At 34.4% G+C, this 23,491-nt stretch carries 24 protein-coding genes; 12 read left to right on the top strand and 12 right to left on the bottom strand.

Translation table 11 applies throughout. From position 1 onward, the window contains the following. Positions 1-135 precede the first annotated feature (135 nt). Positions 136-429 carry a cell division protein ZapA gene (locus tag ACS8MM_RS09275; protein ID WP_379715704.1) on the bottom strand — a complete coding sequence of 98 codons (294 nt, stop codon included), beginning with the start codon at positions 427-429 and terminating at the stop codon, positions 136-138. A gap of 8 nt (positions 430-437) precedes the next feature. After that, a complete protein-coding gene (locus ACS8MM_RS09270; protein WP_379715701.1) occupies positions 438-728 on the bottom strand; it encodes a hypothetical protein in 291 nt (96 codons plus the stop codon). Between the two features lie 188 nt (positions 729-916). Here ACS8MM_RS09270 and ACS8MM_RS09265 point away from each other — a divergent pair, with 188 nt between their 5' ends. Genes ACS8MM_RS09265 through ACS8MM_RS09250 form a run of 4 tightly spaced genes read left to right on the top strand, consistent with a single transcriptional unit; the run spans position 917 to position 6,280 of the window. Next, the gene (locus ACS8MM_RS09265) at positions 917-2,608 is read left to right on the top strand and encodes a M23 family metallopeptidase (protein ID WP_379715698.1); all 1,692 of its coding nucleotides are present in this window, start codon (positions 917-919) and stop codon (positions 2,606-2,608) included. Between the two features lie 6 nt (positions 2,609-2,614). Continuing rightward, on the top strand, positions 2,615-5,074 hold the full coding sequence (locus tag ACS8MM_RS09260; protein WP_379715695.1) for a TonB-dependent receptor: 2,460 nt from the start codon (positions 2,615-2,617) through the stop codon (positions 5,072-5,074). A 40-nt stretch (positions 5,075-5,114) separates the two neighbouring features. Beyond that, entirely contained in the window at positions 5,115-5,825 is a 711-nt protein-coding gene (locus tag ACS8MM_RS09255) for a hypothetical protein (protein ID WP_379715692.1), read from the top strand. A 20-nt stretch (positions 5,826-5,845) separates the two neighbouring features. Beyond that, entirely contained in the window at positions 5,846-6,280 is a 435-nt protein-coding gene (locus tag ACS8MM_RS09250) for a hypothetical protein (protein WP_379715689.1), read from the top strand. Here ACS8MM_RS09250 and ACS8MM_RS09245 read toward each other — a convergent pair. The 5 genes from ACS8MM_RS09245 to ACS8MM_RS09225 form a co-directional block, all read right to left on the bottom strand. After that, complete coding sequence (locus ACS8MM_RS09245) at positions 6,273-6,974, bottom strand: hypothetical protein (RefSeq protein ID WP_379715686.1); 702 nt, start codon at positions 6,972-6,974, stop codon at positions 6,273-6,275. The genes ACS8MM_RS09250 and ACS8MM_RS09245 overlap by 8 nt on opposite strands. A gap of 63 nt (positions 6,975-7,037) precedes the next feature. After that, positions 7,038-8,867: an ABC transporter ATP-binding protein gene (locus ACS8MM_RS09240; protein WP_379715683.1), complete on the bottom strand. Its 1,830-nt coding sequence runs from the start codon at positions 8,865-8,867 to the stop codon at positions 7,038-7,040. After that, positions 8,867-10,594, bottom strand: coding sequence for a phospho-sugar mutase (locus ACS8MM_RS09235; RefSeq protein ID WP_379715680.1), 1,728 nt, complete (start codon positions 10,592-10,594; stop codon positions 8,867-8,869). The genes ACS8MM_RS09240 and ACS8MM_RS09235 overlap by 1 nt, the downstream gene beginning before the upstream one ends. 29 nt (positions 10,595-10,623) lie before the next feature. Continuing rightward, positions 10,624-11,583 (bottom strand): glycosyltransferase family 2 protein, encoded by a 960-nt coding sequence (locus ACS8MM_RS09230; RefSeq protein ID WP_379715677.1) that lies wholly within the window; start codon positions 11,581-11,583, stop codon positions 10,624-10,626. Beyond that, the gene (locus ACS8MM_RS09225) at positions 11,583-12,104 is read right to left on the bottom strand and encodes a DUF4199 family protein (protein ID WP_379715674.1); all 522 of its coding nucleotides are present in this window, start codon (positions 12,102-12,104) and stop codon (positions 11,583-11,585) included. The genes ACS8MM_RS09230 and ACS8MM_RS09225 overlap by 1 nt, the downstream gene beginning before the upstream one ends. Positions 12,105-12,322: 218 nt before the next feature. Here ACS8MM_RS09225 and ACS8MM_RS09220 point away from each other — a divergent pair, with 218 nt between their 5' ends. From ACS8MM_RS09220 to mtaB, 3 genes are all read left to right on the top strand, one after another. Continuing rightward, the gene (locus tag ACS8MM_RS09220; protein ID WP_379715671.1) at positions 12,323-12,574 is read left to right on the top strand and encodes a type B 50S ribosomal protein L31; all 252 of its coding nucleotides are present in this window, start codon (positions 12,323-12,325) and stop codon (positions 12,572-12,574) included. Between the two features lie 120 nt (positions 12,575-12,694). Continuing rightward, a complete protein-coding gene (locus ACS8MM_RS09215) occupies positions 12,695-13,867 on the top strand; it encodes a GlmU family protein (RefSeq protein ID WP_379715668.1) in 1,173 nt (390 codons plus the stop codon). Positions 13,868-14,099: 232 nt separating this feature from the next. Continuing rightward, complete coding sequence (mtaB, locus tag ACS8MM_RS09210) at positions 14,100-15,428, top strand: tRNA (N(6)-L-threonylcarbamoyladenosine(37)-C(2))-methylthiotransferase MtaB (RefSeq protein WP_379715665.1); 1,329 nt, start codon at positions 14,100-14,102, stop codon at positions 15,426-15,428. A 72-nt stretch (positions 15,429-15,500) separates the two neighbouring features. On the opposite strand, the gene ACS8MM_RS09205 is transcribed toward mtaB, so the two are convergent. Beyond that, positions 15,501-15,842, bottom strand: a complete 342-nt coding sequence (locus tag ACS8MM_RS09205; protein ID WP_379715662.1) for a hypothetical protein — start codon at positions 15,840-15,842, stop codon at positions 15,501-15,503. Between the two features lie 44 nt (positions 15,843-15,886). Beyond that, complete coding sequence (locus tag ACS8MM_RS09200) at positions 15,887-16,171, bottom strand: GNAT family N-acetyltransferase (protein WP_379715659.1); 285 nt, start codon at positions 16,169-16,171, stop codon at positions 15,887-15,889. A gap of 133 nt (positions 16,172-16,304) precedes the next feature. Between ACS8MM_RS09200 and ACS8MM_RS09195 the strand changes: the two genes are divergently transcribed. From ACS8MM_RS09195 to ACS8MM_RS09185, 3 genes are read left to right on the top strand one after another with little or no spacing between them, the layout of a single operon-like run. Further along, positions 16,305-16,964: an alpha/beta hydrolase gene (locus tag ACS8MM_RS09195; RefSeq protein WP_379715656.1), complete on the top strand. Its 660-nt coding sequence runs from the start codon at positions 16,305-16,307 to the stop codon at positions 16,962-16,964. A 10-nt stretch (positions 16,965-16,974) separates the two neighbouring features. After that, entirely contained in the window at positions 16,975-17,820 is an 846-nt protein-coding gene (locus ACS8MM_RS09190; protein WP_379715653.1) for a lytic transglycosylase domain-containing protein, read from the top strand. Positions 17,821-17,831: 11 nt separating this feature from the next. Beyond that, positions 17,832-18,203, top strand: coding sequence for a sulfite exporter TauE/SafE family protein (locus tag ACS8MM_RS09185; RefSeq protein WP_379715650.1), 372 nt, complete (start codon positions 17,832-17,834; stop codon positions 18,201-18,203). Here the strand turns inward: ACS8MM_RS09185 and ACS8MM_RS09180 are convergent. Beyond that, positions 18,200-18,895, bottom strand: coding sequence for a TlpA family protein disulfide reductase (locus tag ACS8MM_RS09180; protein WP_379715647.1), 696 nt, complete (start codon positions 18,893-18,895; stop codon positions 18,200-18,202). The genes ACS8MM_RS09185 and ACS8MM_RS09180 overlap by 4 nt on opposite strands. A gap of 151 nt (positions 18,896-19,046) precedes the next feature. Then, positions 19,047-19,562: a DUF2892 domain-containing protein gene (locus ACS8MM_RS09175; RefSeq protein WP_379715644.1), complete on the bottom strand. Its 516-nt coding sequence runs from the start codon at positions 19,560-19,562 to the stop codon at positions 19,047-19,049. Positions 19,563-19,812: 250 nt separating this feature from the next. Here ACS8MM_RS09175 and rpmH point away from each other — a divergent pair, with 250 nt between their 5' ends. Both rpmH and carB read left to right on the top strand, forming a co-directional pair. Next, positions 19,813-19,974 (top strand): 50S ribosomal protein L34, encoded by a 162-nt coding sequence (rpmH, locus tag ACS8MM_RS09170; RefSeq protein ID WP_007136275.1) that lies wholly within the window; start codon positions 19,813-19,815, stop codon positions 19,972-19,974. Between the two features lie 187 nt (positions 19,975-20,161). After that, the gene (gene carB / locus ACS8MM_RS09165) at positions 20,162-23,014 is read left to right on the top strand and encodes a carbamoyl-phosphate synthase large subunit (RefSeq protein ID WP_379718974.1); all 2,853 of its coding nucleotides are present in this window, start codon (positions 20,162-20,164) and stop codon (positions 23,012-23,014) included. A 51-nt stretch (positions 23,015-23,065) separates the two neighbouring features. On the opposite strand, the gene ACS8MM_RS09160 is transcribed toward carB, so the two are convergent. Beyond that, positions 23,066-23,443, bottom strand: coding sequence for a hypothetical protein (locus ACS8MM_RS09160; protein ID WP_379715634.1), 378 nt, complete (start codon positions 23,441-23,443; stop codon positions 23,066-23,068). Positions 23,444-23,491: the final 48 nt, after the last annotated feature.

Genomic DNA, 23,491 nt, shown 5'->3' with positions numbered 1-23,491 from the left:
GAGTTAACTCGATGTTCAAGCTTCCTACTGAAAGGCTTGCTATAGTACCGAAGATTTACTCATTTTAAAATGTTAGTGTTGAGTTTATCAAATAATTACTAATGTAGGTAGTATTGTTAGTATATGTAAAGAACGTTATTTTTCAAGATATTCAGTCAATAAATCATTCAAGTGCTCTAGTTTTAATTTGGTCGATTCTTCTATTGTTGATTTATCGATTTGTTTTTGTTCAACCTGAGCCGCAAATTGTAAAGCACACATCGCTAGAACGTCTTGTTTGTCGCGAACGGCATAATTTTGTTCAAACTGCTTGATCATTGCATCAATCTTTTTAGAAGCACTTCGCAATCCTTCTTCTTGACTTGGATCTACTGTTAAAGGGTAGATTCTGTCTGCAATTGATATTTTAATTTTTAGTTTCTCACTCATTATGCTTTCTAATCAGAAAGTTGGGCAATACAATAGTCTATTTCTCTTATTAATGAATTTATTTTCAGCTTTGTATCTCGTTTGTATTCGTCACTACCAAGTAATGAATTTGTGATTTTTATTGAGTCGAAATCCGCTTTCAATGTCTTGATTTCCTGACTTTGGCTATGTATTATTTTCTCTGACTGGCTCAGTTTTATCAGCAAACCTTCGTTAGTATGCTGCAGACTTTCCAGCTTTTTGATAAGTTTTTGAAACTTAACTTCAAGAGAATCAACCATTCCTCCTATGTCACTCATGGCAATAAAAAATTCATTACGTACTTTACAAAGTTAGTATTCCTATTTAATTATACCAATATGTTTCTTAAAAAAATTGATTTTTATCATTTTTATTTCATAATCGCTTAAATTTTAATAAGTTATCAATAAGTGTTGTGCGTAATTATTTATTAAACAATTTCGTTATATTAGCACAAATGTTTTTTATGAGATTTTTAGGTTTCTTTTTATTGTTTATAACTTCGGTTTTTAGCCAAGATAAGTACCCCAAAGACTATTTCGGTTCTCCTTTAGATATTTCTTTGAGTATTGCGGGTTCTTTCGGAGAATTAAGGCCCAATCATTTTCATACGGGCATCGATTTTAGAACGCAGAAAAAAGAAGGCTTTCCAGTATATGCTACCGCTGACGGTTTTATTTCGAGAATAAACATTTCCACTTATGGATATGGGAAATGCATTTACATCGATCACCCCAATGGTTATACCACTGTTTATGCTCACCTACAGTCATTATCGCCTGCCGTGCATAAGTTAGTCAATGAAGAGCAGTATATTCAAAAAAAATATACAGTTGAAATTAGACCCAATTCAGATGTTTTACCTGTAAAAAAAGGTGAGTTAATCGGCTATTCAGGGAATACCGGTGGTTCATCTGGTCCGCATTTGCATTTTGAAATTCGTGATACTAAAACCGAGTTTGCTATCAACCCGTTTTTTTTTGGATATGATGAAAAAGTTAAAGATACTAAAGCGCCTATAGTAAATGGACTTTTAGTATATCCCATTGGTAATGATTCTAGTGTAAATGGTTCTGAAAATCCTTTGAACGTAGCATTGACGCTACAAAAAGACGGAACCTATCTGGCCAATAGAGTGGAAGGTAAGGGAAAAATTGGTTTTGGATTGAATGCTCATGATATTTCCGATTTTAATTATGGAAAGAACGGGATTTTTAAAGCCGATGTTTTTTTGAATGGAATGCCTCATTATAGCTATGAGTTTGATTCTTTTTCTTTTGATGAAATGCATCATGTCAACTGTTTTATAGATTATCCGAGATACAAATTGACGCATCAACGTTTTCAAAAATTGTTCATAGGAAGTGTATATCCTACAAATATTGTCAAATTGATGCGGGAAGAAGGTATTGTTAATCTGGCTTTAAATTTTACTTTGAACTATAAAATTGTACTTCAGGATTTTCATGGTAATAAAACCATAATTAACGTTCCGATTTCCTATAAAAATACTCCCGTTACACAGCCTGTTAAGGAATATAAAACACCTTATTTTCTGAAAGCTCGAAATGATAATAGTTATGCGAAAGATGCTATTTCGGTCTTTTTTCCTGAAAATACGTTTTATGATGATTTTTATTTGAAGTTTGAAGTTGTGAATAATGAATTACTTTTGCACAGCGAATCCATTGCAGTCAATAATCCGTTTCAGATTACTTTTGATGTTTCCAAAATACCGGTAGCTGAACGTGAAAAAATGTTTATTGCGAATCTGGATGGCAATCAAACGGAATACAATTCGACGTTTAAAAAAGACGACATATTCACCATACGTACTAAAAAGCTAGGGAAATTCTTTTTAAAGAAAGATGATGTAATGCCAAAGATTTTCAATCCTAATTTTAAAGAAGGTGATACGCTTGATGTACAAAAACACCTGAGAATATCGATATCCGATGATATGTCAGGGATTAAAGAATATAACGCTTATCTCAACGGAAAATGGATTTTGATGGAATATGAAACAAAATCGAATCGTTTGACGCATCATTTTTCTGATGATAAGTTTGATAACGGACGAAATGATTTTAAAATAGAAGTGAAAGACAATATGGGGAATATTGCAGCATTTGAATCGCATTTTTATAAAACCAAATAATACATTTTGAAAACTAATTTTTTTATACTTTTTTTCTTTTTTTTTCTTTTTACGTTCGCTCAAACAGCCAGAGTTAAGGGGATTGTGTTTGATGAAAACAAAAAGCCGGTTGAAGGAGTAAACGTTTCCTTTCAAGATAAAAAAACAACAACGAACGAAAATGGTTTCTATGTTTTAACTGTTGAACCTAATGTAAAATCCAATTTAAAATTTTCTCATGTTTCGCTAAAACCAACAGTAGTTGCCTTGGAGTTGCGAAAAAATGAAGATTATGAATTCAATTTGGTGATGAAAAACACGGTTGAGGAAATCGGAGAAGTAGTCATAGATAATAACAGAAGAAAACGAGTGGAAGGTGTTACTACAATTTCACCGCAAGCAGTTCGTTTAATCCCTGGCGCCAACGCCGGTGTTGAAAATATTTTGAAATTATTGCCAGGAGTAAGTTCAAATAATGAATTGAGTACTCAATATGCTGTACGTGGAGGGAATTATGATGAAAACTTAGTATATGTAAACGAAATTGAAGTTTATCGTCCTTTTTTGATTCGCTCGGGTCAACAAGAAGGATTAAGCTTTGCCAATAAAGATTTGGTTAAAAATATTGATTTTTCTTCGGGTGGTTTTCAAGCAAGATTCGGTGATAAACTGTCTTCGGTTTTGGATATTACGTATCGACGTCCTTCAAAGTTTGGTGTAGCTTTAGAAGCTAGTTACTTGGGTGTGAATTTGGCGGTTGAAAATGCTTCGAAAGACCAGAAATGGACTCAGATTACTGGAATCCGCTATCGTGACAATAGTATGTTGGTGAAAAGTCAACAAACGGAAGTAGATTTTAGACCTCGTTTTGTCGATGTACAGTCGTATGTAACTTTTACGCCTAATACCAAGTGGCAGCATAGTTTTTTAGGTAATATTTCTCAAAATAAATACGATTATCGACCTTTAGTACGCCAAACTAATTTTGGAACAATCAATGAACCCATTGCTTTGTTGGTGTATTATGAAGGACAAGAAAAAGATAAGTATACCACTGTATTCGGTGCGTATAAAAGTGTTTTTGAACCCAATGAAAATTTTACATTGAAGCTTATTGGTTCTGCCTACCATACTCAGGAAAAAGAATACTTTGATATCATGGGGCAGTACCGATTGGGAGAAGTAAATGGTAATTTAGGTGATGAAAATTTCGGCGAAGTTGAATATACTCGAGGTATCGGCTCCCAGTTAACTCATGCTCGAAATGATTTGGATGCGTTGATTTTTAATGTTGAAGTGAAAGGAACACATAAAAAGAATCAAAATCAAATCGATTGGGGACTAAAATATACCAAAGAGAGCATCCGCGATCGTATTAGAGAATGGGAAGTGATTGATTCGGCTGGATTTTCATTGAATAATCCAATTTTAGACACTCCGGTTAATGATCAACCGTATAATCCTTATGTTGGACCATTGGCGCCTTATAGTAATGTTAGAGCAATTAATTTTGCTGATATCGATCGAATTTCTGGGTATGTACAATGGAATCGTCGTTCTTTTTGGAATGAGCATGAAATTTTCACCAATCTTGGGGTGAGAGCACACCAATGGCAGGTGAGTGGAGAGGATATCTCAGGTAAAAGCCAAGTGACTTTCAGTCCGAGAGCTCAATTTGCTATTAAGCCGGCATGGGAAAAGGATATGTTATTCCGTGTATCGGGTGGTTTTTATCATCAACCACCATTTTATCGTGAGTTAAGAGATGAAAACGGAGTGGTGCAACCTAATGTAAAAGCGCAACAGTCAATTCATGTGGTGTTGGGTAATGATTATAGCTTTAAAATGTGGGACAGACCTTTTAAATTGGTATCCGAAGTTTATTACAAATCATTAACGGATGTTAATCCTTATACTTTGGATAATGTCAGGATTCGCTATGAAGCCAAAAATAATGCAACAGCGTATGCGCAAGGGATAGATTTGCGATTGAATGGTGAATTTGTTCCAGGAACTGAATCGTGGTTGAGTTTCGGCTATTTGAAAACTGAGGAAAATATCGACAATAGAGGTTTTATAGCTAGGCCAACAGATCAGCGTTTGAAGTTTGGTATTCTTTTTCAAGACTATATTCCAAATATTCCAGCATGTAAAGTGTACTTGAATTTGGTATACAATACAGGTTTGCCTGGTGGTTCGCCTTCTTATGCTGATCCGTATGATTATCAGTTGCGATTACGTGATTATCGTCGTGCAGACATTGGTTTTTCTTATGTTTTTACAGATAGAGCCAGAGCGAAAGAAGAAGGAAGTTGGTTGCGCAAATTCAAAGATTTGTCGGTTGGTTTGGAAATATTCAACATGTTCAATAACCAAAATGCCATCACAAATACTTGGGTGAGAGACGTGTATACTAAATCACAGTATGGGGTGCCGAATTATCTTACTTCGCGTGTTTTCAGTTTCAAGCTGAATATGAAGTTGTAATCCAAAAAGTAGTATATTTGATACAAAATCAGTTATAATAATGAAAAAGCTGTTATATATTTTGCCTCTAGTATCTTTGTTGGCAAGCTGTAAGGAAGAAGAAAAGCCAAAAGTAATTTATGAAGATTCTAAAGTTCAAGTGGTTAAAAAGGATTCTTCTCAAATTAAAGTAGCTGATTTACCCATTCATATGCAAGGTACAAAATATTTGTTACATGCTATAGGTGATGTGCAAGTGGCTTATGAACGCGGAGGAACTTACGGATCAGCCAAAACCAACATGGGTAGCTATGCTTTGTCTAATTACAATAGTTTCGAACTTACGGGTTACTTTCAGAATATTAAATTCCAACACATTGATTCTACTGCGCTACGTCCGTTAACCAATAAAAATGTGCAAATCCAAACAGCGACTTTTTTAAATACTATTGCTGCTAAAACTAAAAAGCAAATTTTAGTATATTCTTTAGTGGATTCCGATACTAATCGTGATGGTAAAATTGATGCAAATGATATCAAATCATTGTATATAAGTGATTTTAGTGGATTGCATCTTCAAAAACTTTCAGGGGAGCTTCACGAATTGATTGACTGGAATTTGATTGAATCATTAAATCGTTTGTATTTTAGAACAATTGAAGATATCAACAAAAACGGTGCTTTTGATAAAAAGGATAAAGTGCATTATCATTTTGTCAATTTGGCTGCTGATGAATGGAAAGTAGAAGATTATTCGCCAATTGAAGAATAAATTAAAAACGGATACTAGTTATGAAAATTACAATTACCTGCTTTATATTAGTATTGATGAGTTTTACTTCTGTAGTAGCTCAAGAGAAATATTTTGCATCATCAAAAGAAGCTAAAGACTTTTCTGTGAAATGTTCCACTCTTTTTAAGGAAAACAAATTGAATGATTTCTTTAAAGAGTTGAGAGCATATTGGCCTCTGCCCGAAAATGAAATTGGAAGTTTAGAGGATAAAACGATTCAGTATATGAATTTATTAAAAGACCGATTTGGTGCTACAGAAGGTGTTGTTAAAATTAAAGAAGAGGTAATCAGCGATTTTGCTATCAAGGAAACATATATACTGCGTTTTGAAAATTCGGCTGTCCGTTTAATTTATGTTTACTATAAAAACAAAAAAGGATGGGTAATTAATATGTTCAAGTGGGACGATAGTTTTACGGAAGAGTTTAAATAAGAATATCGCTTTCTAAATCGGATTTTTCAATTTCAAATCCGAATCCTAATTTTTCAACCAATTCAATAACCAATTTTTTATACCAGTTCTCACTTTTAGGGTGAATGTAGATTTTATCAATTAGTTTATTGATGTCTACATTGATTTTCAATCCTTCGTTTATAGTAATCTGATGTGATGTTACATCGGTTATGATGCGTATCTCACGTTCGTATTGGAAACTTTTCCGTTTGAAAAGAAACGGGAAAAAATCATCTTCAAAAGGGATGTATTCTTTTTTATAGTCGATGTAATTGACTTCTCCAATATGTTGCACAAAAATTTCTTCGGGTAGTAATGCTTCTTTGAGACGTCCAATAGTGGATTGAATAGCTAAACCTTCGTTGTTTTTGGTGAAAATCTGCCACATGGCAAAACTTTCGTATTCGTTAGTGTGCCAACTACTGATGACTACTTTTTCACGATGGGATTTGTAGTAATCCAAAAAATCAGGTTTGTTTTCGGCTATTCGGCGTATTTCTTCAAAAGTGGGCTCGCTGAAAGTCCCCTCGTATTGGTCTTCAAATTTATCGGACCGCGACATAAACATCTTTCCTGAGAGTAAAATATCCAAGAATTTCGATAAATCAAGATATTTCCAAACAATAGTGTTCGGATCTTCAGGAAGATGTATTTGTGAATTTTCAATATACATTTGAAAATGAAGATACGAATTTTAATTCAAATCTGTTTTAAATCTTCACTACCAAAATGTAAACTATTCGAAAGACTGCATCATGACTAATTTAGAATAAGAGCCGTTTTTAGCCAATAATTCATCATGCGTACCTTGTTCTACAATTTCTCCTTTTTGCATCACAATGATATTGTCTGCTTTCTGGATGGTTGATAAACGGTGTGCAATCACGATGGATGTTCTGTTTTGCATCATGTTTTCCAATGCTACCTGTACAAATTTTTCACTTTCTGTATCCAATGCCGAAGTTGCTTCATCCAAAATCATTATCGGTGGGTTTTTTAATACCGCACGAGCTATAGATAAGCGTTGCTTTTGGCCACCTGAAAGTTTACTTCCAGAGTCACCAATATTCGTTTCAATGCCTTCAGGTAAGTCTTTTACAAATTCGTAGGCATTGGCTATTTTTAATGCTTCGATAATTTCTTCATCTGAGGCATTCGGTTTTCCAATCAATAAATTATTTTTAATCGAATCGTTAAATAAAATCGAATCTTGTGTTACCAATCCCATTAAACTTCTTAGCGAATGCATATCCATATCTTTGATGTCAATGCCATCAATGGTAATTTTTCCTTCTTGGACATCATAAAAGCGAGTCAGTAAATTGGCGATGGTACTTTTTCCAGAGCCGGATTGACCAACCAATGCCACGGTCTTTCCTTTAGGGATTTCGATCGAAAAGTTGGTTAATACATTTTCTTCCTGATAAGCGAAATTGATGTTTTCTAACTTAATGTTTCGCTCAAAGCTTTCTTTTACAATGGCATCAGGTTTGTTTTGTATGGTGTTTTCTTCTTCTAGAACACTGAAAACTCTTTCGGCTGCTGCTAAACCGCCTCTTACCTGATAAGAAGCTTTCGAAATGGCTTTGGCTGGAGTTAAAATGGTATAAGCCAATGCAATGTAAGCGATAAATGTTGTTGGTGCGAGCGATTTATCTACGATTACCAATTGGCCGCCGTACCATAATAAAATCGCTATGGTTACAATTCCTAAAAATTCACTTAAAGGAGAAGCTAGGTTGTTTTTATTTCCGATACTGTTTGATAATCGCAATAAACGTTGCAAAGAATCATTGAATTTTGTAATGAATTTTCCTTCTGCATTGAATCCTTTGACTACTTTTAAACCACTCAATGTCTCGTCCAGAATAGATATTTGTATTCCGTTTTGTTCCTGTGCTTTGGTTGATTTCGCTTTTAAATTTTTACCCACTCTTGAAATGATTATTCCAGAAATGGGAATGAATAAAAATACAAACAACGTTAGTTTCGCACTAATCAAAAACATAGTAATAATGGAGAATAATATGGTCAAAGGTTCCCTTACTACGAGTTCCAATACTTGGAAGAAGGAATTTTTAACTTCATTAACATCGCCCAGCATTCTGGACATAACATCTCCTTTTCTCTTTTCAGAATAATAAGAAACGGGTAAATGAATGATTACTTCATACAGTTTTTCCCTGATATCTTTCAAAACTCCGTTACGTAATCTTGTTACATGGTAAGAAGCAAAGTAATTGGTGATGTTTTTTAAGAAAGCTGTGGCAATTATAATAGAAATAACGAAAAGAATGGCGAACTCAAATCCATTACTTTCGGTTAGTTGAGTCACTTTGTAATTCAAGTAGTCTTCCGCAAACGATTTAATACCTGCTATACCATTAAAAGTTGGAGCGGAGGTAATTTTTTTGTTCAGACCAAAAATTACATTTAAGGTTGGAATCATTGAAACCATCAACAAAGTAGAAAAAAAGGCGTAAAAAATATTATAAACAATATTCAATACTATGTCTTTTTTATAGACTAAGGCAAAAGGGATTAATTTTTTGAGATTACTATCCATTAGTTCAATTGCATTTCAGCAATAATGTTTTTGATTTTGGTATCTAATTGTAGTTCTGCTGCAGGAACATCTGCAATGTTATCAATGGCGCAGTTCACACTGAAGTAGAATTTTATCTTAGGTTCTGTACCGCTTGGGCGAGCACAGATTTTACTTCCGTCTTCCAAATAATAAATTAACACGTTTGATTTTGGAACCATAATATCAAATTCTTCACCGTTCATGAAATCTTTTCCTTTGGATGATTGATAGTCTTCCACGCAAACTACGCGTTCTCCGTTGATTTCTTTTAAAGGGTTCTGACGTAAATCCACCATCATTTGCTTGATTTCGTTGGCGCCTTCAATCCCTTTTTTGGTAATAGAAATTAAATGTTCTTTATAGAACCCGAAGTCTACATACATTTGTAATAATTCTTGGTATAAAGTACTGTTTTTTTCTTTTGCTTGGGCAGCAATTTCACAAACTAATAAAATAGCAGCTACGGCATCCTTATCGCGTACGGCATCGCCAACCATGAATCCGAAACTTTCTTCACCACCGCCAATGTAGGTTTGGTTAGGAAAATCTTTGATAAATTTTGCAATCCATTTGAAACCGGTTAAACCTACTTTGCATTCTACTTCATAAGCAGATGCCAATTCCAACATCATTGGAGTTGAAACGATTGTAGAGCCAATGAATTCATTACCGGTCAATTTACCTTGTTTTTTCCATTGTTCCAATAGGAAAGCGGTCATAACTACCATCGTTTGGTTGCCATTCAAAAGCATCATTTTGCCTTCGCTATTGCGAACTGCTACACCTAAACGGTCTGAGTCGGGATCGGTTCCAACCACAATGTCAGCATTAATTTTGTCGGCCAATTCCATTGCCATTGCCAATGCTTCTGGTTCTTCCGGGTTAGGAGAGACAACAGTTGGGAAATTTCCGTTAGGTTCGGCTTGTTCAGCAACAATATTGACGTCGGTATAACCAGCTTTGGCTAAAACACCAGGTATTGCTTTTATAGAAGTTCCGTGTAGGGAAGTGTATACAATTTTTAAATTCTTTTTGGCTTCGGTTGAAGTGTTGAAACTTGCATTTTTGATTGTTGAATCTCTGAATGCTTCGTCAATAGCAGTGTCTATATATTCAATTAAAGTTTCATCAGCATTGAAATTGATGTCGCTGTATTCCAGACTTTCAATCTCGGCAATTACTTCTGCATCTTGTGGTGGAACAATCTGCCCACCATCTTGCCAATATACTTTGTATCCGTTGTATTCGGGTGGATTGTGAGATGCGGTTAATACAATTCCGGTATGGCAATTCAAATGACGTACTGTAAAAGATAGCTCTGGAGTTGGGCGCATTTCTGAGAAAAGATACACTTTAATTCCATTGGCTGAAAATACATCGGCCACTACTTTAGCTAACGTATCGCTATTGTGACGGCAGTCATAAGCAATAGCGACTTTGATTGATTCATTAGGGAAACTTCTTTTTAAATAATTGGCTAAGCCTTGAGTATTTTTTCCTAAAGTGTATTTGTTGATACGGTTAGTTCCTACGCCCATAACGCCACGCATTCCACCTGTACCGAATTCCAAATTTTTATAGAAACTCTCTTCCAATTCTTTTGGAGAAGAGGTCATCATTTCGATGATGTTTTTTTGTGTTTCTTCGTCAAATGTTGGGGTCAGCCAAACATTAACCTTATCTAAAATTGTCTTTTCGATATGCATTTCTTAAATTTTAGAATTAAAAAATAAATTTACAGATTAATTTCTTTCGAAATTTTATAACGTTCCTCATTGTTTTTTGTGCGAAGAATGATTTCGCCTAAAAAGCCAGCTAAGAAAAGTTGTGTTCCGATAATCATTGTTGTTAATGATATATAGAACCATGGGTTTTCAGTTACCAAGATGGTTTCTTGATGCGTAAAATATAATTTCCATAACTTCATTATGCCAATATAACCAGCTGCAATGAAGCCAATCATAAACATAATAGTGCCTAATAGACCAAATAAGTGCATGGGTCTTTTGCCGAATTTGGATAAAAACCAAATGGTAATTAAATCCAGGAATCCATTTATGAAACGGTTCATTCCGAATTTCGATTCGCCATACTTTCTCGCTTGGTGAATTACTACTTTTTCGCCAATTTTTTTGAAACCTGCATTTTTAGCCAATACAGGGATGTAACGATGCATTTCTCCCGATACTTCGATGTTTTTGACAACATTGTTTCGGTAAGCCTTTAAACCACAGTTGAAATCATTCAATTGTACACCGGAAGTTTTTCTAGCTGCCCAATTGAATAGTTTTGAAGGTAGATTTTTAGCAACAACACTATCGTATCGTTTTTTCTTCCAACCTGAAACTAAATCCAAACCATCTTTGGTAATCATATTGTATAATCCAGGGATTTCATCCGGACTGTCTTGTAAATCGGCATCCATTGTGATGATGACATCGCCTTGGGCTTTGACAAAGCCTGCGTGTAATGCTTGTGACTTTCCATAATTGCTTAAAAATCGAATACCTTTAAAACTTTCGTTTTCTTTGGATAAAGATTCAATAATGTCCCATGAATTGTCACTGCTTCCGTCATCTATGAAAATAACTTCATAACTGAAATTATTTGCAGTCATGACTTTGGTAATCCAAGTGCTTAATTCGGGTAACGATTCTTGTTCGTTAAGTAAAGGGATGATTACAGAAATATTCACTATAATTGATTTGATGTTTTTGATTTGAAAATAGCTGCCAAAATTAAATTAAAAATGGAACTAAATAAAATAGAAAATACCGCGCCTCTCAGTAAAATTGAAATTTCGAAGTTATCGGTTCCCATTATCATTTGCTTGTCTATTTTTCCTTTGTTGAATACCTGCTGAATTTCAACTTGTTTTAGGTTCATGAATTCATTCAGGTCAATTTTAAGTTCGGTTGCGATAAAATTATAAAATACATAATTAAAGCCGGTAGAAATGATGATGCCTATTGTAGTAGAGATCAATAAAGTAGTGAAAATATCTTTAAGACTAACCGTTTGGTTTCCTAGATCTTTTTTAGTTTTATTGGCTTGAATTATTCGGATGGTCCAATAAACAACATAAACAGAAGCACCCAAATAACCATTTTTATAAAGAGGTTGACCGCTTGCATATGTTATTATCGGTAAAAGAATAGCAAAGAGGCCAATGATGAAGCCGAATTGGACGCCATTCTTTTTAAGGATTTCATTCATTTTAATTTTATTTAGGCTACAAATATACTAATTAATAAAGTTATGGTAATTAGTGTAGGAAATCAAAAAATGTTACGCAATTATTTGATATTAAAAAAATAGTTGTAAATTTGCACCCTAAAATAAATAGTAGTACAACAAAAGTTGCCGTAAATCGATACCTTTTTTAAGTAAAAAGCATCAAGATCAAAAGCAACAAAACATAAAAAGATTTTATCATGAAAAAAGGAATCCACCCGGAAAATTACAGATTAGTAGCATTCAAAGACATGTCAAATGATGATGTTTTTATTACTAAATCTACAGTAGATACTAAAGAAACAATTGTTCACGAAGGAGTAGAATACCCAGTATTCAAAATGGAGATCTCTAGAACTTCTCACCCTTTTTACACTGGTAAATCTAAATTGGTTGATACAGCTGGTCGTATTGACAAATTCAAAAACAAATACGCAAAATTCCAAAAGTAATTTTAGAATTTTAATCTATATAAAGCCTTTCCATTCGGAAAGGCTTTTTTTATTTTTGGGTTGATGGTTTTAGTCGCAAACTTTGTAACTTAGCGTCTCATAAATTCAATAGTAAAACAAATGAACTACATATTATTCGACGGAACCGTTCGTAATGCATTGCTTCCGTTCACTTTCACGAGACCTGTTGCTGATATCCGTGTCGGAATTCTGACGATTCGCGAAAAATGGGAAAAACACTTGGGGTACACTACAACGACAATAACGGAAGAGTATTTGATGGAAAAATATCCTATGGTGGAAATGGAAGAGAATATTATGATTAATGCCTCTTTTTTGCCGAATGATATTTTAACCGAAATGATTAAAAGTCTAGAGGAAAATCAAGCTATCTTTTTTAAAGATGAAGTGGTTGCTTTTTACAGTAAGGACAATCAGGAAGTGGATTTCGATACTTTTGAAATTATTGAATTTACGGATGAATGTTTACGTATCGAGCACACTTGGGATATCTTTGCTAAGAATGATGCGGCTTTACGTGAAGATTTCGAATTGATAACCGAAGGAAGACATTCACAGCCAATTCCTAAATCGGTTAATGTATTGTCTCCAGAAAATATTTTTATTGAAGAAGGAGCAAAAATGGAATTTGTAACTTTAAATGCTTCTACCGGACCAATTTACATTGGTAAGAATGCCGAAATCATGGAAGGCTCTGTGATCCGAGGACCATTTGCACTATGTGATAACGGAAGAGTGAAGTTAGCGACTAAAGTGTATGGAGCTACTACAGTTGGACCGCATTCCGTAATCGGAGGAGAAGTGAATAATTCGGTGTTATTCGGTTATTCAAATAAAGGACATGACGGTTTTTTAGGGAACTCTGTTTTAGGTGAATGGTGTAATATTGGTGCCGATAGTAATAATTCCAATTTGAAGAATAATTACGAAGAAGTAAAACTTTGGAGCTATGAAACTGAAGGTTTTGCTAAAACGGGATTGCAGTTTTGCGGATTGATGATGGGTGATCATAGTAAATGTGGCATCAATACCATGTTTAATACCGGAACGGTTGTTGGTGTGAGTGCCAATATTTTCGGGAGCGGTTTTCCCCGCAATTTTGTGCCAAGTTTCTCGTGGGGTGGAGCTTCAGGTTTTACAACCTATATGACTAATAAAGCGTTTCAAACAGCAAAAATTGTAATGGCAAGAAGACAAGTGGAATTTACAGAGGAAGATGCTAAAATTTTAGAACACGTTTTTGAAGAAACTAAAAAATATAGAAAAGAGTAATAGTTATAAGTTAATCATATTGAAATTTTACTTTTTTTGCTGTGTTTCATAGTATAAAAGAATGGAAAAGGAAAAATAAATAGTTCAGGGTTGCCATAAATGTTGGTAAAGTATAACTGTTGGAAAGTAATTGATTTGTAATTTATTGAATATCAAGTTTATTTTTTTGAGAAATGTACGTACCTTTGCACCCTCAATTTTTTGACAACGATTTCATTGATTGAGTTATTTTATGGAAAACAAAAAGAAAGTAGCCTTCTATACTTTAGGCTGTAAATTGAATTTTTCTGAAACATCAACGATTGCCAGAAACTTTCAAAGTGAAGGTTTTGATCGTGTTGATTTCGAGGAGGTTGCAGACATCTACGTGATTAATACTTGTTCGGTTACAGAAAACGCCGACAAACAATTCAAGCAAATTGTAAAAAAAGCCATGAAGCTCAACGATAAAGCATTCGTTGCGGCAGTTGGTTGTTATGCGCAATTGAAACCGGAAGAATTGGCTTCGGTTGATGGCGTGGATCTTGTTTTAGGAGCTACCGAAAAATTTAAAATCACCGATTATATCAATGATCTTTCAAAAAATGACATGGGTGAAGTGCACTCCTGTGAAATTGAAGAGGCGGATTTTTACGTAGGTAGTTATTCCATTGGCGATAGAACGCGTGCTTTTTTGAAAGTGCAAGACGGTTGTGACTATAAATGTACTTATTGTACAATTCCTTTGGCACGTGGGATTTCTCGTAGTGATACTATGGAAAATGTGATGAGAAATGCCAAAGAAATTTCTGAAAAAGGAATTAAGGAAATCGTTTTGACGGGTGTAAATATTGGTGATTACGGTAAAGGTGAATTCGGAAATAAAAAACACGAACATACTTTCTTGGAATTGGTTCAGGCTTTAGATAAAGTAGAAGGTATTGAACGTTTGCGAATTTCATCTATTGAACCGAATTTGCTGAAAAACGAAACTATTGAATTCGTTTCTAAAAGCCGCACTTTTGTTCCGCATTTTCATATTCCATTGCAATCGGGGAGTAATACCATCCTAAAAAAAATGAAACGCCGCTATTTGCGTGAATTGTATTCGGACCGTGTTGCTAAAATTCGTGAAGTAATGCCGAATGCATGTATTGGTGTTGATGTGATTGTTGGTTTTCCTGGAGAAACAGATGAATTGTTTTTAGAAACCTACAATTTTCTGAATGAATTGGATATCTCATATCTGCATGTGTTTACGTATTCTGAACGTGATAATACCGAGGCAGCAGTAATGGATGGTGTGGTTCCTGCCAATGTTAGAGCTAAACGTAGTAAAATGTTGCGCGGTCTTTCAGTGAAAAAAAGACGTGCATTCTATGAAAGTCAAATCGGATCCAACAGAACGGTTTTGTTTGAAGGAGAAAATAAAGAAGGATATATTCATGGATTTACCGAAAATTATGTAAAAGTAAAAACACCATGGAATCCAGAATTGGTGAATACGCTTCATGATATTCACCTGACTAAAATCGATGAAGATGGAGCCGTGAGAATGGAGTTTGTGAATGTTTTAACCTAATTCTTTATTGTGATATATAGGAATCCAAATAGTAGTCTTTTGATTGGTATTTGGATTTTTTATTTTAAAGATTTAGTATTTGTAATGAAAACGAAGTTTGGTGATACGATAAATATTGTCGCCTAGTTTTTCAATAAATTCAAATTTATTTCTTCCAGGTTGAGTTAATGAAACGATGCTTTTTGCGTCTATTTCATAGTACATGCCGGCTCCTTCCATCATAAATCGGTCGCCAATATTTCGATAGGCTGAACGTACTAATTCGAATTCAAATAAATTCCAAGTAGTGAACTCGGCATTGAAATCACCAGAAGAACAACAAATCCCTTCGGTAAGTTCGGTTTTGCAACCGTAATATTTTTCTATTGCTTCGAAAAATTCTAGAATGTGGTGATTGTTTTCTTCAGAGCTCATGCCATAAAAATACAAATATTTTAGAAACAATACTTTGGATCCGTTTAAATTCGGATGCCAGGAGGTAGCATGCTTTTGTAAGCCGGATTCTTTCTGAAAAAGCTAGCTATTCTTGGAAAAATTGGAACAACTCTCCATTTCTTTTCTTCCGCAATGGTTAGAATTTGCCTTATAATTTCATCAAGATACGGTTCGTTATCAAAATGTTCTGGTGTGTTGATGCGGGTTAGGAATATTTTTCGTTCCTGAAGTGAATACTCAACAGTGATTACACCTTCTGTTGCGAGGATTTCAAATTGTCTTGAGAATGTATTGTCTTTAATTTCCATAGTGATGCGTTGAAGAAGGTTTTTTAAATGAATTATAAAAAAATGGTAATTTTAGGTTCTGACCACTTCTTTCCGAGGGGAAATAATTACTTTTATACAAATTTCGGTAAAATCTAGTTATAAGTTACTTTTTATGTCTAAAATTCATGTTTATTTCATGCCGGGTATGGCGGCAAGTTCATTGATTTTTGAAAAAATAAAATTGCCAGAAGATACTTTTGAAATGCATTTGTTAGAATGGTTTCTTCCTGAAAAAGGAGAGTCATTGAAAGATTATGCGGAAAGAATGGCCAAAGAAGTCAAGCATGAAGATGCTGTTTTAATCGGTGTTTCATTTGGTGGGATATTGGTTCAGGAAATGAAACAGTTCTTGCATCCTAAAAAAGTCATTATTATTTCGAGTGTTAAATCTAATAAGGAATTACCTCGCCGAATGAAAATCGCAAAAACAACCAAAGCCTACAAGCTTTTGCCTACAAGTTTAGCACAAAATGTGGAAGCTTTGGCGAAGTATGCTTTTGGTTCAGGAATTGTCAAACAACGTTTGGAATTGTACAAGATTTTGATGACCCGAAGGGAAAAAGAATATCTTGATTGGGCTATTGAACAAATTATCAATTGGGAACGAATTGAAATTGATCCGGATGTTATTCATATCCATGGTGATAATGATGAGGTTTTTCCGGCTAAGAACATTAAAGAATTTATTAATATTAAAGGTGGAACGCATATAATGATCATTATGCGATATCGTTGGCTAAACGCTAATTTGCCTGAGATTATTCTAAAATAAAAATTGGATCATGAAAAAGATAGTTTTGTTGTTTGTTGGTGTTATTGCATTCGGATTGTTTGTAAATGCCAAAATGAAAAGTAATTTTCCTGGGAAAATTGATTTTGCAGGAGAAGAAGCGCCTTTGCATATTCCAGATGTTAGGGAAAGAATGGATAGGGAATTGGTGGTAAATGAATACATGCATGGTTCAACAATATTGATTTTAAAACGCGCAAATAAAGTTTTTCCTATTATTGAGCCTATTTTGGCAAAATACAATGTTCCTGATGATTTTAAATATTTGGCAGTAATTGAAAGTTCACTTACCAATGCGGTTTCAAGTGCTGGAGCTAGAGGTGTTTGGCAATTTATGCCGCTGACAGCTAAGGAGAAAGGATTAGAAGTCTCTGAAACAGTGGATGAGCGTTATCATCTCGAAAAGGCTACAGAGGCAGCTTGTAAATATTTGGTGTCAGCCAAAGAACGATTTGGATCATGGACTTTAGCTGCTGCATCTTACAATGGTGGGTTGAATGGTTTGCAGAACCAGATTGATTTTCAAGGTGTGACAAATTATTATGATTTGCTTTTAAACGAAGAAACTTCGCGTTACGTTTTTAGAATTCTTGCGTTGAAAGAAATTATGAAGAATCCAGTAAAATATAATTTTGTCTTATCTCAAGAAGATTTGTATCAAAAAATACCAACCAAAAAAATACAAGTCGATAGTACAGTTAAGGATTTGGCGGTCTTTTCAAAATTGCAGGGAATTAATTATAAGATTTTGAAATATCATAATCCATGGTTGCGAGATAGAAAATTAGATAATCCTACTAAAAAGGTTTATGAAATTGAAATTCCTGAAGTAAAATAAAAATGAAAAAAATGACTTTAGAAATAGTGTTATTACTCGCGTTGATCGGTGTTATTGCTGGAATGTTAAGCGGTTTGGTTGGTGTGGGTGGAGGAATAGTTATGGTTCCTTTACTCATTTATTTAATGGGATTCAATCAACACCAAGCACAAGGAACAAGTTTAACGGTACTAGTAGTTCCGGTTACAGCAGCAGCTGTGTATAATTACTATAAAGAAGGTTATATCGATTGGAGATATGCCGGAATTATAGCTTTGTTTTTTCTTGTAGGAGGTTACTTTGGAAGTAAAATGGCAATCAGTATCGACCAAAAAATGCTAAAGAAAATTTTTGCAGTTGTACTTTTATTTGTTGCGGGTAAGATGCTTTTGTCTAAGAGTTAGTTTGTTGTTAGCTGCTCCTTAGTAATATCTTTGTCAATTAATAAGCTACCTAATCCTTCTCTGAAAACATTGTAATTCATAGTGTATGCTTTAACGTAGCTGCTTTTCTTGTCAGGTTGAGCGCCGCCTCGCTTAATATTAACCACTTTTAAGTTTTGATCTAAGAAATAAGAGGTAGGAAAGCCTAAGGTGTGTTTTAAGTGAGAAACAATTACTGCATCATTTTTGTAGCTTTCATGCGCATAACAAACTGTAATGTTGTGGTTGAATTTTCGTGAAATCTTTTTTACCTGATACTTTTTATCCCAAAATAAAATCACAAACTGAACGTCCTTGGCATATTTTTGGGCTAATTTGTTCAAAGCTGGTATTTCTCCTTTACTTGGAATACACCATGAAGCATAGGTTAAAATAAACAAAGGTTTCTTGAAAGAGCTAAGTTTTACTTTTCTTTTTTCGAAACTTTTTAAAGTGTAATCTTCAAATTGAGTACCCACTAAATGGTGCGATACTAATGAGTCGAAAAGTGTATGACCTTTTTGAATGTCATAGTTGTTGAAAGCGATGTCGCTCTGAATATTATATTTTTTCAAGTGCGCTCTTAAAGCTTCTGGAAAATTCAATTCTGCATCCTGACTAAAGGATGGTAGTGAAAAAAACAGGTATGATAATGCTAAGTAAAGTTTCTTCATGTTAAAATTACAATAAAACAAAACTAATCCATTGATTATAAACTTAATAATTTTCCCGACAAACATATAAATTAATCGTTTAATTACACTTTAAAACGCAAAAAACCGTACTTATTGTACGGTTTTTTTTATTTTTTTTATTAAAAATCAATTAAATTTTCTTCAATTGTTCTTTCATCATGGTGATTTGTTCCTTCAACATATTGTGTTTATCGAGCTTTTTAGCTTCGTTTAATAGTGTTGTCGCTTCTAATTTTCTTCGACGGCTCATTGCGATACCAGCTAAATTTAATTTTGCCAAAGCTAAATCCTGATCCATTGATAAACCTAAACTAATGGCTTTTTTAAAGAATTTTTCTGCTTGATTCAAATTCGTTTGAGAAACCATTAATCCATTTAAGTAATTATAATACCCTTGTTGTTTTTGAATTAATGCGGCTTCCGGGTTTTTGATTTTATCCAACCATTTTTTAGCACCTGCAAAATCCTGATTTCTAAGTTTTAGGAAGGCTAATAAAATAAATTCGTTTCTGAAATATAAAAATACAGGGATGATTGTTAATAATGTTACGAAAATTCCGTTTCCGATATTTCCTTCAGTAAATTGCCAAACCCCAACAATAAAAAGTAATCCAGCTATAATTAATTTGATGTTTTTATGAAACATAAAGATGTTTTTAATAATGAGCTGCAAATATAAAAAAGAAATTGCTATAAGCAACTGCTTTACTAAAAGCTAATAGAGGTAAAAAGGGAAGAGTGTAACTATGAATTGAAAGACAATTGCTAAACTTAAAAAGAATTGAAATTATTTTTTAAAACCACTTGCAAGAAAAAAAAATCGTTGTATATTTGCACTCGGTTTTACAAAAACCCAAAAGTTAGATATTTATACAAGATTTTAAAGATACAAAGTTATGAGTAAAAGAACGTTTCAACCATCGAAAAGAAAAAGAAGAAATAAGCACGGTTTTATGGACAGAATGGCTTCTGCGAATGGAAGAAAAGTCCTTGCTCGTCGTCGTGCTAAAGGAAGACACAAATTGACTGTTTCTTGCGAACCAAGACACAAAAAATAATGATTGAATTTCAATCAAATACTAAGGCGTTACTTTTATCAGTAACGCCTTTTTTTTAAAAAGTTCATACATTACTGATATTATTAGGAGCTATTTCCTGCTGTTCGCTGTATCTTTTTAAATTATGCAATTTAAAAAGGATGCCGCTTCCATCAGGGCTAATTACAACAAACAACAACACAATACAATGCCTAAAGACACTTCAATCAAATCGGTTTTAATTATCGGGTCTGGACCCATCATCATTGGTCAAGCCTGCGAATTTGACTATGCAGGATCACAATCAGCACGTTCTCTACGTGAGGAAGGAATCGAGGTTATTTTAATTAATTCGAATCCGGCAACCATTATGACCGACCCTTCCATGGCGGATCATGTTTACTTAAAACCCTTAACTACTAAATCAATTATCGAAATCTTAAAAGCGCATCCGCAAATCGATGCCGTTTTACCAACTATGGGTGGGCAAACTGCCTTGAATCTTTGTTTGGAAGCTGAGGAAAAAGGAATTTGGCAAGATTTCAATGTGAAATTGATTGGTGTGGATATCAATGCGATCAATATCACTGAAGATAGAGATCAGTTTAAAAAGTTACTTACTGAAATTAATATTCCATATGCGCCAGCTAAAACGGCTAATTCGTTTTTAAAAGGAAAAGAAATTGCACAAGAATTTGGTTTCCCTTTAGTAATCCGTCCTTCATTTACATTAGGCGGTACTGGAGCTGCTTTCGTTCATAAAAAAGAAGACTTCGACGAATTGTTAACTCGTGGTTTAGAGGCTTCTCCAATTCATGAAGTGTTGATTGATAAAGCGCTTTTAGGTTGGAAAGAATATGAATTGGAATTACTACGTGATAAAAATGATAATGTTGTAATTATTTGTACTATCGAGAATATGGATCCAATGGGAATTCATACCGGAGATAGTATCACAGTTGCACCAGCAATGACGTTGTCGGATACGACTTTCCAAAAAATGCGTGATATGGCGATTCATATGATGCGAAGTATCGGAAATTTTGCGGGAGGTTGTAATGTTCAGTTTGCTGTTTCTCCTGATGATAAAGAGGATATTGTGGCAATCGAAATTAATCCTCGCGTGTCGCGTTCATCTGCCTTAGCGTCAAAAGCAACTGGTTATCCAATTGCAAAAATTGCATCTAAATTGGCGCTTGGTTATAACTTGGATGAATTGCAAAACCAAATTACAAAATCAACTTCAGCTTTGTTTGAGCCAACTTTGGATTATGTAATCGTTAAGATACCACGCTGGAACTTTGATAAATTCGAAGGTTCGGATCGTACTTTAGGATTGCAAATGAAATCAGTAGGTGAAGTAATGGGTATTGGGCGTTCGTTCCAAGAAGCATTGCATAAAGCTACTCAATCTTTAGAAATCAAACGTAATGGTTTGGGTGCCGATGGTAAAGGCTATAAAAATTACGAACAAATTATAGAAAAATTGACTTTCGCTAGTTGGGATCGTGTTTTCGTAATTTATGATGCTATTGCGATGGGAATTCCGTTGTCTAGAATTCATGAAATTACAAAAATCGATATGTGGTTCCTGAAGCAGTATGAGGAATTGTATTTCATTGAAAAAGAGATTTCAAAATATACTATCGATACCCTTCCGAAAGACTTATTGCTTGAGGCAAAACAAAAAGGATACGGAGACAGACAGATAGCGCATATGTTGGGTTGTTTGGAAAGTCAAGTGCATACACTTCGCGATAATCAAGGAATTCAAAGGGTTTATAAACTGGTTGATACTTGTGCTGCCGAATTTAAAGCGCAAACTCCTTATTATTATTCAACTTTCGAAGCTGCAATTGAGAAAGCTGACGGTACAAAATATGTACATAACGAAAGTATTGTTACAGATAAGAAGAAAATTGTAGTTCTGGGTTCCGGTCCAAACCGAATTGGTCAAGGAATCGAGTTTGATTATTCTTGTGTACACGGCGTATTGGCTGCAAGAGAATGTGGTTATGAGACGATTATGATCAATTGTAACCCTGAAACGGTTTCGACTGATTTCGATACGGCTGATAAATTGTATTTCGAGCCTGTTTTCTGGGAACACATCTATGATATCATTCAGCATGAAAAGCCGGAAGGTGTTATTGTTCAGTTGGGTGGGCAAACCGCATTGAAATTGGCTGAAAAATTATCAAAATACGGCATCAAAATTATAGGAACGAGCTTTGATGCTTTAGATTTGGCTGAAGATAGAGGGCGTTTCTCTGAGTTGTTGACGGAATTGAATATTCCGTTCCCTAAATTCGGTGTGGCTGAAAATGCGGAACAAGCCGTTAAGTTGGCGGATGATTTGGATTTTCCGTTATTAGTTCGTCCGTCTTATGTATTGGGTGGTCAGGGAATGAAAATTGTAATCAATAAGCAAGAGTTAGAAGAGCATGTAATTGAAATTCTTAAACATATTCCGAATAATAAACTACTATTGGATCATTATTTGGATGGAGCGATTGAAGCAGAAGCTGATGCGATTTGTGATGGTGAAAATGTCTACATAATCGGAATCATGGAGCATATCGAACCTTGTGGTGTGCATTCGGGAGATAGTAATGCAACATTGCCTCCTTTTAACTTAGGTGAATTTGTAATGCAGCAAATTAAGGATCATACGCATAAAATTGCTTTGGCTTTAAAAACGGTAGGGTTAATCAATATTCAATTTGCTATAAAAGACGATACCGTTTATATTATTGAAGCGAATCCGAGAGCATCACGTACGGTGCCATTCATTGCAAAAGCTTATGGAGAGCCTTATGTGAATTATGCGACTAAAGTAATGTTGGGTGAAAATAAAGTAACCGATTTTACGTTTAATCCACAATTAAATGGATATGCAATTAAGCAACCGGTTTTCTCTTTCAGTAAATTTCCTAATGTAAATAAAGCGTTAGGTCCAGAAATGAAATCAACGGGAGAAAGTATCTTGTTTATTGATGATTTGAAAGATGATCAATTCTATGAATTGTATTCAAGAAGAAAAATGTATTTGACTAAATAATTTAGAAATAATATTGAATTGAAAAGAGCGCTTTAAGCGCTCTTTTTTGCTTTAAAAAACAATTGGAGATGTTCCAATTAGAATAGAGCCATTGGAAGTTGCTGTTCCTTCATGGGTTGATATAAGTTCGTCGTCTTGATATACTTCTACAGTCAGTGTTTGCCCTTGAATGCCACCGCTGCCTGATACCGCCATTACGGCTGAAGGTACTTGCTTTTCAAATAGGATAAGCATGCTCCAGGGAAGATCTGAAAATTCTTCAATACCTGTTCCTCCTGAATGGGTAGTGTAACTTGTGCTCATTGTTCCGGTATAATTTCCGTCAACTTGATATCTTATGGTTCTGGAGTCGTCATAGCCTCCGGAATCATCATTACTGCAAGAAGAAAGTGATATTGCAGTTAGGATGAATAAAAATAATTTTTTCATACGTACGTTTTTATTTGTTTGAATGATTTTGGATTGCAATTTATTAAA

Source organism: Flavobacterium sp. MAHUQ-57 (assembly GCF_051908335.1).
In the GTDB taxonomy this organism is placed as follows: domain Bacteria; phylum Bacteroidota; class Bacteroidia; order Flavobacteriales; family Flavobacteriaceae; genus Flavobacterium.
This window is presented reverse-complemented; position numbering and strand designations above follow the sequence as displayed.